The organism is Hornefia porci (assembly GCF_001940235.1).
In the GTDB taxonomy this organism is placed as follows: domain Bacteria; phylum Bacillota; class Clostridia; order Peptostreptococcales; family Anaerovoracaceae; genus Aminicella; species Aminicella porci.
The window spans coordinates 2,355,873-2,366,672 of the sequence record NZ_MJIE01000001.1 but is presented as its reverse complement, the minus strand read 5'-3'; the positions used below and the strand labels follow the sequence as shown (position 1 = coordinate 2,366,672).

General features: G+C 54.3%; 9 protein-coding genes. All 9 read right to left on the bottom strand.

Features of this window, described 5'->3' with window-relative positions:
- Position 1 precedes the first annotated feature (1 nt).
- Positions 2 to 2,089 (bottom strand): sigma-54 interaction domain-containing protein, encoded by a 2,088-nt coding sequence (locus BHK98_RS13855; RefSeq protein ID WP_075714213.1) that lies wholly within the window; start codon positions 2,087 to 2,089, stop codon positions 2 to 4.
- Positions 2,090 to 2,285: 196 nt separating this feature from the next.
- Positions 2,286 to 2,972 (bottom strand): phosphate signaling complex protein PhoU, encoded by a 687-nt coding sequence (gene phoU, locus BHK98_RS10910; RefSeq protein WP_075714211.1) that lies wholly within the window; start codon positions 2,970 to 2,972, stop codon positions 2,286 to 2,288.
- Positions 2,972 to 3,724, bottom strand: a complete 753-nt coding sequence (pstB, locus tag BHK98_RS10905) for a phosphate ABC transporter ATP-binding protein PstB (RefSeq protein WP_075714209.1) — start codon at positions 3,722 to 3,724, stop codon at positions 2,972 to 2,974. The genes phoU and pstB overlap by 1 nt, the downstream gene beginning before the upstream one ends.
- Positions 3,725 to 3,726: 2 nt before the next feature.
- On the bottom strand, positions 3,727 to 4,575 hold the full coding sequence (gene pstA / locus BHK98_RS10900) for a phosphate ABC transporter permease PstA (RefSeq protein ID WP_075714207.1): 849 nt from the start codon (positions 4,573 to 4,575) through the stop codon (positions 3,727 to 3,729).
- The gene (gene pstC, locus BHK98_RS10895) at positions 4,568 to 5,428 is read right to left on the bottom strand and encodes a phosphate ABC transporter permease subunit PstC (protein ID WP_075714205.1); all 861 of its coding nucleotides are present in this window, start codon (positions 5,426 to 5,428) and stop codon (positions 4,568 to 4,570) included. The genes pstA and pstC overlap by 8 nt, the downstream gene beginning before the upstream one ends.
- 27 nt (positions 5,429 to 5,455) lie before the next feature.
- A complete protein-coding gene (locus BHK98_RS10890) occupies positions 5,456 to 6,349 on the bottom strand; it encodes a substrate-binding domain-containing protein (RefSeq protein WP_245796876.1) in 894 nt (297 codons plus the stop codon).
- 285 nt (positions 6,350 to 6,634) lie between these two features.
- Positions 6,635 to 8,338, bottom strand: coding sequence for a C69 family dipeptidase (locus BHK98_RS10885; RefSeq protein WP_075714204.1), 1,704 nt, complete (start codon positions 8,336 to 8,338; stop codon positions 6,635 to 6,637).
- 217 nt (positions 8,339 to 8,555) lie between these two features.
- The gene (gene gltA, locus BHK98_RS10880) at positions 8,556 to 9,944 is read right to left on the bottom strand and encodes an NADPH-dependent glutamate synthase (protein ID WP_075714202.1); all 1,389 of its coding nucleotides are present in this window, start codon (positions 9,942 to 9,944) and stop codon (positions 8,556 to 8,558) included.
- Positions 9,937 to 10,791, bottom strand: a complete 855-nt coding sequence (locus BHK98_RS10875) for a sulfide/dihydroorotate dehydrogenase-like FAD/NAD-binding protein (protein ID WP_075714200.1) — start codon at positions 10,789 to 10,791, stop codon at positions 9,937 to 9,939. Before BHK98_RS10875 ends, gltA begins: the two co-directional genes overlap by 8 nt.
- Positions 10,792 to 10,800 lie beyond the last annotated feature (9 nt).

Sequence of the window (10,800 nt, the reverse complement as noted above, 5' to 3'; positions counted from 1 at the left end):
GCTACAGCCCGTATTTCAGTTTCTTTCGCGCCAGCGTCGTCTGGGGAAGTCCCAGCAGATCCGCCGCCTTGCGCGTGGTCTTCTCTTTCTTCAGTGCGTATTCGATTAAACGCTTTTCCTGCTGCTCCATGATCTGATGGAAATCCAGCCGGTCGTTCCGGTCGTAGGTCTTGCGGATACTCCGGACCAGATCGCCGTAGGCGCTTTCATTCAGAAGCGCATCCACATCCTCGTCGCCGATGACATTACCTCTGGTACTGATCACCAGACGGTGCACCACGTTCTCCAGTTCCCGGACATTACCGGGCCAGTAGTAGTCGTACAGCCGGTTCAGCGCCCCGGGGGAAAGTTCCTTGGCCGTTCCGTACCGCTTGTTGCATTTCTCCACAAAGAATTCCGCCATCACGAGGATGTCCGCCCGCCGTTCCCGCAGCGGCGGAACCTCGATGGTGCAGATATTCAGCCGGTAGTACAGGTCTTCACGGAATTTGCCCTGATCCACCAGTTGACGCAGCGGCACGTTGTTGGCGCAGATCACACGCACGTTCACGCTGATCTGTTTCGTTCCGCCCACCCGGTAGAACTGGTTTTCCTGGAGCACCCGCAGCAGCTTGGACTGCATGTTCATGGAAAGAGTTCCGATCTCATCCAGGAACAGAATACCCTCGTTGGCCGCCTCGAAGTATCCGGCTTTTCCTCCGGCCTGCGCCCCGGTGAACGCGCCGGACTCGTACCCGAAGAATTCGGATTCCGCCAGATTCTCCTGAATCGTGGCGCAGTTAATCCGGACGCAGGGCTTGGCACAGCGCTCGCTGTTCTGATGAATCAGCTCCAGCACCTTCTCTTTTCCGACGCCGGTCTCTCCCTGAATGATCACGTTACAGTCGTAATGGGCGATATTCAGAACGTCCTCTACCATATTGCGGGTCACAATGTCCTGATAAATGAAGCCGTCGTCCCGTCCCGCGTTCTCCACGGCCCGACTCTTCGCCCTGCTCTGCACCTGGTGCCGGCTTCCGGAATAACTCCGGTACATTCCGTCGATTTCCTCCAGCTTGGGCGCCAGCACATACAGAATCTGCCGGGAAAAGTCCAGAAACCCGTCAATGAACTGGTCGAAGGCGTAGCTGATTACCATCTTTCCGAGGGCCTCCGCACAGAGCGCCGCGATGTTGTAATTGCTGTCAAAGGAAGTAAAGTAAATGGCTCCCCGGTTTTTCACCAGCTCTACGGCCATCGTTTCCGTTCCTGCGATATCGTCAGTGACGATCACCATGTCGATCGGGCTGCGTATCTTCAGATCCTGTTTCAGAGTTTCGTAGGTTTTCACCGGCTCGCTGAAGTTCACAAAATGAATTTCCTTAATCAGTGGCGTCAGCACGCGGACGATCTCCTCTCTGGAAATGTTGTCGTTATAATAATCGTCCACGATTCCGATGACCTGATATTCCGGTCCGATGGCCTCCCGCATGGACGCCGCGTACAGCAGCATCGTATGGAGATTGTTCCCCAGAATCGCCACCGTACGGCAGTCCTGCTCCTGTGCGGCGATGTAGGAGCCGTAAATGCTGCCTGACTCGTCAAAGGCCGCCAGCATGGCTTTGTCGCTCAGATTCAGAAGTCTGTGCGGCCGGTATACCGGCGAGGTTTCAAAGATGATTCCGTAGCCGGAGCAGCGGATCTGTCCGTAGTCGAAGTCGATTTCTGTAATTTCGTCGATGTGAAGGGGAAGAGATGTCAGCGAGGTCAGACAGTAGATCCGGTCACCCGGCTGAATCGCAACGCCTGCGTCGAAGTCAGGCGACACCTCCTCTACAGTTCCCATCAGCACGCCGCCGGAACGGGTAAACGGATTCTGCAGCTTGCCCCTCTTCTCCACGATGTCGAAGATGCGCGCCCGGATTTTGTCCTCCGCATAACCGCTGCTGCTGCAGATCTGCTGAAAACTGTCCCACTCTATGTTTATCAGTTCGAGTCGGATCCGCGCCTCTCCCCGCCGGATTTTCCGGTCCGTATCCAGTCTCCAGGCGATAGGCGGAAAGACTCCCTTCGGCTCCAGTACTCTGCCCAGTCCAAATTCCCGTTCCATAAAAAAACACTCCTGTCCTCAGCTATGCAGTCATTCACGCGCCCTTCCACCGTATTGTGCGGATTGTGCGCCGCAGAGCTGCCGATAAACCGACGTCAGCGCCATTAAATCCGGCAGGGATTTAACGGGCAGACACAGTTTATTATAGCATAGATAACAGGAGTGTTGTGTTTTTTGTTCCATTTTCGGGTCGGAATTATTTTGTTTCAGTCCCCGGATTCGCATTCTCGTTTCTGAGCTCCTCGCTGATATGCACGCCGGTAATCGCGAATTCCACCCATTCGGCAATGTTGACCGCATGGTCTCCGATGCGCTCGCAGTATTTGGCGATCATCAGCAGATCCAGACACAGCTCCGGAGAATCCTCCCCGCTGCGGATCATGGAGATGAGGTCTTCCCGCATTTCATCGAAATGCCGGTCTACCACATCGTCCGATTTCATGACCTCATAGGCCAGATCCAGATCCCTCTCCACAAAGGAGCGGATCGCTCTGGTGACCATATCTGCAGCAGATTCCGCCATCGCCTTCAAGTGAGTATGATGCTTGGAATCCTCGCCCTCTATGTATTTCGCGATCTCCGCGATATCCGACGCCTGATCGCCGATCCGCTCCATGTCCGTAATCATCTTCAGCGCAGCGGAAATCGTCCGGAGATCCCGCGCTACCGGCTGCTGCTGAAGCATCAGCTTGAAACACATCGTCTCGATTTCACGTTCCTTCTCATCAATTTCCGGATCCGTCTCCTCGACGATTTTCAGCAGCTCGTCATTATCCTCCAGCAGTCCGTTCATCGAGTTGGAGATCACCAGCTCGCAAAGGCTTCCCATCTTGATCAGCTCCACATTGAGCTGAGCGAGCTGAGCGTCAAATCGGTTTCTCATCAGCCAAACCTCCCTGTAATATACTCTTCTGTCTTCTTGTTCGACGGTACTGAGAACAGCTTCTCCGTCCGGTCGTATTCGATCATCTCGCCCAGCAGGAAGAACGCCGTGTTGTCCGCGACACGCAGCGCCTGCTGCATATTGTGCGTCACCATGATGATCGTGTATTTCTTCTTCAGTTCCAGAACCAGATCTTCAATCTTGGAGGTGGAGATCGGATCCAGGGCGCTGGTCGCCTCGTCCATCAGAAGTACCTCCGGCTGCACGGCCAGGGCTCGTGCGATACAGAGCCGCTGCTGCTGTCCTCCGGACAGTCCCATCGCGTTTTTCTTCAGCCGGTCCTTCAGCTCGTCCCAGATGGCGGCTCCCCGCAGCGAGGATTCCACAATCTCGTCCAGCTGTGTTTTGTTCTTGACGCCATGTGTACGGGGACCGTAGGCGACATTGTCATAAATACTCATCGGAAAGGGATTCGCCTTCTGAAACACCATTCCGACGCGCTTTCTCAGGTGGTTCACGTCCATCCGTGAATCGTAGATATCCTGTCCGTCCAGCAGCACATCTCCCTCGATGCGGCAGCCCTCAACCAGATCGTTCATGCGGTTCAGTGTCTTCAGCAGCGTGGATTTCCCGCAGCCGGAGGGCCCGATAAACGCTGTGATCTCATTGGACGGCAGGTTCAGATTGATGGACTTCAGCGCATGAAAGCTGCTGTAATACAGATTCAAATCCCTTATCGTAAATTTGTCCATTTCTAGTTTTCCTTTTTATTCTTTCCGGCGACCTTTCCGGCAATCAGACCGGAGACCGCATTGATAATAATTACCATAACCAGCAAAATCACAGCCGTTGCGTAGGCCTGCTTCATGTAAAGACCCTCTGATAAGAGCGCGTACATGTGAACAGACAAGGTCCTTCCGGAATGGAGCAGACCCGTCGCAACGCCTGTAACTGTACCTGCTGTATAAATTAAAGCCGCCGTTTCACCAACAATTCTGCCGATTCCAAGTATAACACCGGCCAGTATTCCCGGCACTGCTGATGGCAGTACGATATGGAAAACGGTTCTCAGCTTTCCCGCACCAAGGCCGAAGCTGCCCTCCCGGTAACTGTCCGGTACAGACTTCAGCGCTTCCTCTGTCGTTCTCATAATCAGCGGCAGAATCATAATTGCCAGCGTCATGGTTCCCGCCAGGATGGAAAGCCCCCATCCCAGGGCGACGACAAAGAACAGGAATCCAAACAGTCCGTAGACGATGGATGGAATTCCGGACAGGGTTTCCGTGGTCAGACGGATCACCCGCACCAGTTTATTTCCCCGCTCCGCATACTCTACCAGGTAAACCGCGGAAAACACCCCGAAGGGTACGGCTACCAGCAGTGACAGAACGGTAATTGTCAATGTATTGAAGATGGCCGGCATCATGGAGACATTCTGGGTCGTGTACTTCCACTGGAACTGCTCCGGCGTGATGTTGGGGATTCCTTTAATCAGAATATATCCGATCAGAACCGCCAGCACCAGCACTGTCAGCACCGCAGAAAGATAGACCAGAAGCCGCAGCACCAGTGATCCTTTGTGATTTCTGTAATACTCAGTCATTCTTCTCACCTCTTTCCTTCGCGATGGCAAACAGCAGATTGATGATCAGAATGAAGGTGAACAGCACCACCGCCGTGGCGATCAGCGCTCTCCTGTGCAGACCGGTGGCGTAGCCCATTTCCAGTACGATATTGGTCGTCATGGTCCGGGCTCCGGCCAGCACGCTGTCCGGCACCAGCGCCTGATTCCCGATTACCATGGACACCGCCAGCGTCTCTCCGATGGCGCGTCCGATTCCGAGGATCACCGCCGCCACGATTCCCGACTTCGCCGCCGGAAGAACCGCGCAGAACACGCTTCTCTCATGGGTCGCTCCCAGTGCGAGGGAGCCCTCATAGTAACTTTCCGGCACGGCCCGGATGGAGGATTCCGAAACCGCGATAATCGTCGGAAGGATCATCATGCCCAGCATCAGCGAGGCAGTCAGGATGCCCTTTCCGTTTGTTCCGAACATCTGCTGAATGAGAGGCACGATCACCGTCAGTCCGAAAAATCCGTAGACGATGGACGGAATGCCCGCGAGCAGATCGATCGCCGGTTTCAGAAGCCGATGCAGCCGGTCATTGCAGAATCTGGCCATAAAGGTGGCGCAGAGGATCCCCACCGGCACTCCGATGATAATCGCGCCTGCGGTTACGTAGATACTTCCGATAATCATCGGTAGGATCTCGTATACATCCCGGGACGGTTCCCAGTTGACTCCGGTCAGGAACCGGACAAATCCGATTTCATGAATAGCCGGCACGCCGTTTCCGAAGATAAAGATGCAGATCAGCGCGACGGCTATAATAGAGGCGCATGCCGCCAGTAGGAATACCAGCCGCATGCCCCTTTCTTTCAAGCTATTGTCCATTTACGTTACTCCGTCTTATTTCACGTCTTATTTCAGCTCGTCCCATTTGGTGATTTCACCGGTGTAGATTTTCTGAACCTGCTCGCTGGTGATCTCCGAGACGCTGTTGTCTTTGTTGACGATGACCGCGATTCCGTCTCTGGCAATTTCCTTGGACTTGACGCCCTTGTCGGTCTCTTCCTTCTCCAGGTCTCTGGACGCCATGCCGATGTTGCAGACACCCTCGGTCGCGGAGGTGATGCCGGTGGTGGAGTCAGACTCCTGTACCTCGACCTTGACATCGCTGTTCACCTTCTGATAGGCTTCCGCCAGCTTCTCCATCAGCGGAGTTACGGAAGAGGAGCCCGCTACTGAAATCTTTCCGGACGCGTCGCTCTTGGTGTAGGATTTGCTTGTGTCTTCCGGAACGTAGCCTTCCTTCTCAACGATTTTCTGGCCTTCCTTGCTCATGATGTAGTTGATGAAGTCCTTCGAAGCGGCGTTGGTCTTCTTTCCGATAACGATGTTGAACGGTCTCGATACCTTGTAGGTCCCCTTCTTGACGTTCTCGACAGACGCCTCATTTCCGTCAACCTTCAGAGCCTTTACAGAGCTTGCCAAAGACCCCAGCGAGATGTAACCGATGGCGGATTTGTTACCCTGAACAGTCTGGATCATGACCGCGGTGCTGTTAGTAATCTCTGCATCCTTGATCGTGTTGTCCGTCTTGTTTCCGTCCTTGTCCTTCGTCTCAATGCCGAACAGCTCGATGAACGCGCCTCTTGTTCCGGATCCCTCTTCTCTGGAGATGACGCTGATCTTCCCCGATGAGTCTGAGCCGGACGACCCGGATGAGCTGCTCCCGCAGGCAGTGAACATTGTGGCTGCCATCGCGGCAATCACGCCGACTGCAAGTACCTTTTTCATTCTCTTCAGTTCCATTATGATATTCCTCCTAATTTATTTTTTTCATTTTCACCGATCCGACCAGCCACGCTTTTGGACCGGCGATCGTTTTTCTGTTTACAGCTATATAATAGCGATCGAATGTAAAGACCGTAACCATAGTAGTGTTAAATGAACGTAAAAATCGTAAAAAAAGGAGCCCCGCCCCGGCAGGCACGCTCTGTCGTCATGCCCGTCCGAAACGGAGACTTCCCCGATATGCGGTCTGATCATTTTCAGTTCAAATCCTGTAACAGCGTCTCATGTCTGTCTATTGTCTGTCTATTTCAGATATCCGGTAAATCCGGCCGGCGCGTAGACGGTCTTTCCGACTTTGTAAACCGGATAGATCAGATCGTCCGTGTATTCGCCGTTTTTGTAAACAGATTTCGCCTTATTTTTCAGAACAAAGGTATCTTTACCTTTTTTCAGTGTATAGCGGTTTCCTTTCACCGTGACCTTGAACCCCTTCGCCTCGGCGTATGTCTTCAGGGACACCGGACGGGTAAATGTGACCTTTCCTTTGTCGCTGCCGCGGTCATTATCATTATTCGTCGCGGTGTACTCCAGAGCCCGGTACAGCACGGTGGAATTGTTCAGCTGCTTCTTCGCCGCCGCCTTTCCGATGGATGTGACATATGCGCGTCCGGTCTTCTTACTCTTCTTGTACTTCGCCGTCACCGTTTTCAGCTGTTTCTGCACCAGTGCGTTCTCCTTCGCCTCCTGTCTGCTCCAGAAGTCTTTGGTGCCCTTACTCAGGAATTTCCGGTCGGACTGCGCCAGGGTTGCGTTTCTCTTGAACATCCAGTATGCGCTTCCGGTGCTCACCGCGGAGCCGTCCACCTTGTATTCCGCGGCAGTGTCTGTGATCCCGCTGAAGCTGGGAACAAAGACTGAATGCTCCGCATTCCCCATCAGCAGCCACTGCACCTGGCAGGCGTCTGTCGGAAGCTTCGCGTAGGTCTGGATGATATGAACGTCGGAGGATCGCGTGGTGCCGATCGGCCGTCTCGTCGCGTTGGCCGCATCCGACATATCATATTTGGTTCCCTCATAGCGGTCGCGGAACAGCTTCATAATCTGTGTCACGGAAACCTTTTCGTCCGGAGAATACAGCAGCGGATAGAACTTGTCATTGTCGTAATCTCCCGCGTCGGACGGCGCCAGAACTCTGTGGCCCTCCCAGGTTCTCATATTGGAGTATTCCTCCCGGAATCCCGCGATGGATTTGGCCAGATTGTATTTTCCGTCCTCCTTCACGGCTCCCACCTTGTCGATTGTAGAGAAAAGATTTTTCGAGAAAATGTAATTCGACTTGTCGCCGGGATCCACTGTGCCGATCATGATCTGATTGCCGAATACCGCCACCTTATCCGTCGGCAGCTTCATGGCGCAGTATGTGTGTCCCCCGTAGTTTTCAAAGATCCACGCTTCTTTTTTGTCGGACAGGAGGATGGTGTTCCATTCCTCTGCACCGTACTTGTCGTGGAGACGGGCAAGCAGCTGCGCGCCCTGTTTCGCGGACTTCACCTGGCACGCCACGAGTCCCGGAAGGATCGCCTCACGCAGACCCTTTCCGGTGTCCTTCACCGGATCGGCCTTCTCGTATTCCTCGCTGACCTCCGTGGAAACTGTTCCGACCACAGCTACGCCGTATTCGTTGGTGCAGGAAGCCGGATACTGGCCGTCCTCTGCGTCGGAGGAATCCGGAACGTAGGTGAACTTGTAGGTGGTCTTCGGCAGTTTAACCTTGAAGCCGGTACCGGTGTCTTTATAATACCGGCCGGATCTGGTGATTCGCTTCTGGACCTTGAACATCTTGTTATAGGCTCCGCCGCCCTGGTCCTCACTCCGCGCGATAAGTGTTGTTCCCTCTTTACTGACATCTCTGCCGACGTACATACCCGTGCAGGCGAATGCGCCCGCAGTCGTCATGACCATGGCAAATGCCGTCATACACACGATCAGTCTGATTCTTCTTTTCATGAGCTTTCTCCTCTCAATGATTAGACCGCAGTATTATTGTAACACAAATTTCTGTTATATTATAGAGTTTCCTCTGTGATGTCGCACAAAAGACGGATCCGGCTGTTTCTTCCGAACAATAAAAGCGCCGCCACACGAATCGCTTCGTGCGGCGGCTGCATTTCAGCCGTTTCTGATTCCGGCGCTTCTGTGCGCCCGAATCAGCCTTTGTTCAGGCTTATCTGGAAAGATATTCGTCGATTCCGGCCGCGGCAACCTTGCCTGCGCCCATCGCCTTGATGACGGTCGCAGCTCCTGTCACCGCGTCTCCGCCCGCGAAGATCTCCGGACGGTTGGTGTTGGCCTTCTCGTCGGTCCCGATTCCGCCTCTCTCGTTGGGCTCCAGATTCTCTGTGGTATCGAGAATCAGCTTGTTCAGCTTGGTTCCGATCGCCATGATGACGTAATCCACGTCCTCGACGAAGTTGGAGCCTTTAATCTCAACCGGGCGTCTTCTGCCGGAGGCGTCCGGCTCACCCAGTTCCATCTTAACGCATTCGATGCCCTTGACGTCGCCGTTGCCGTCGTCCAGGATACGGACCGGATTCGTCAGATAGTGGAAGATAATTCCTTCCTCCACCGCGTGATGGATTTCCTCGGCTCTGGCGGGAATCTCATCCGCGGACCGGCGGTAAATGATGTACACATCGTCCGCGCCCATTCTCTTGGCACATCTGGCGGCGTCCATCGCGACGTTTCCGCCTCCGACGACTGCGATGCGCTTGCGGTGCATGATCGGCGTATCATATTCGTCTTTATAGGCCTTCATCAGATTGATTCTGGTCAGGTACTCATTCGCGGAGACAACGCCCAGCAGGTTCTCTCCCGGAATATGCATGAAGGACGGCAGACCTGCGCCGGTTCCGATGAATACGGATTCATATCCCTCGTCCCTGATCAGCTCATCTACCGTAATCGCCCTTCCGATGATGGCGTCTGTAACGAACCGGACGCCCTTTGCCTCCAGCTTGGACACCTCTGCAGCCACAATTTCCTTCGGCAGACGGAACTGCGGAATACCGTACACCAGCACGCCGCCGGTCTTGTGCAGACTCTCGAAGACCGTCACCTCATAGCCTTTGTTGATCAGATCGCCGGCGCACGCCAGTCCCGCAGGGCCCGCTCCGATAATCGCAACCTTATGGCCGTTGCTCTCTGCCTTCGGAATCTCCTCGTCGCCATAGTTCGCCGCGTGCCAGTCCGCAACAAAGCGCTCCAGACGGCCGATGGAAACCGGCTCGCCCTTGACGCCGCGGACACACTCGCCCTCACACTGGTTCTCCTGCGGGCAGACACGTCCGCAGATCGCAGGAAGGGAACTGTCCTCGCTGATGATCTGGTACGCCGCCTCGAAGTCTCCCTCTGCGACCTTTGCCACAAAATCAGGAATCTTAATCATGACCGGACATCCGGACATGCAGGGTTTCTTTCTGCACCGGACGCATCTCATCGCCTCGCTGATCGCCTGCTCCGGAGTATAGCCCAGGGTTACCTCCAGAAAGTTCTTGTTGCGGACATTCGGATCCTGCTCCGGCATCGGATTCTTGGTGGTTCTCAAATTAATCATAGTAACGTACACCTCCTGTCAGACGGCAAACGTGTTCTCTGTCGTATTTTTCCTGCTCGCCATAGTACGCGCTTCTCTGCAGCACCTCGTCCCAGTCAACCTTGGAGCCGTCGAATTCCGGTCCGTCCACGCAGACGAACTTGTCCTCGCCGTCAATGTTGACGCGGCAGCCGCCGCACATTCCGGTTCCGTCGATCATATAAGCCGTCAGGGAGGCAATGGATTTGATTCCGTGCTTCTCTGCAATCTGACAGGTAAACTTCATCATGATCGGCGGTCCGATCGCAACGATTTCGTCGTATTCGTTGCCTTCATTGATCAGCTGCTCCAGCTTTTCGGTGGTGAACATCTTCTCTCCCGCGCTTCCGTCATCGGTCACCAGGAACAGACGGTCTGTACCCGCCGCGAATTCATCCTGCAGGATGACCAGATCTTTGTTCTTGAAGCCGGTGATCATATCCACGTGGATGCCGTGATTATGCATTCCGACTGCGAGAGGATACGCCAGAGCGTTTCCGGTGCCTCCGCCGACGACGCAGACCTTTTTCAGTCCTTCCATGTTCGTCGGTTTTCCCAGCGGCCCGACGATGTCTGCGAAGCAGTCGCCGACCTCCATCTGATCCATCAGCATGGTGGATCTGCCGACCGCCGCGTAAATCAGGTCGATAGTGCCCTTCTCGGAGTCATGCCCCGCCATGGTGAGAGGAACTCTCTCACCATATTCGTCAGTACGAAGGATAATGAACTGACCCGGTTTCGCCTTTCTGGCGACCAGCGGTGCGCTGATCACCAGCCAGGTGATATTATCGTTAAGTTTTCTCTTACTTAGAATTTCAAACCTTTTCATCTTCAGAAC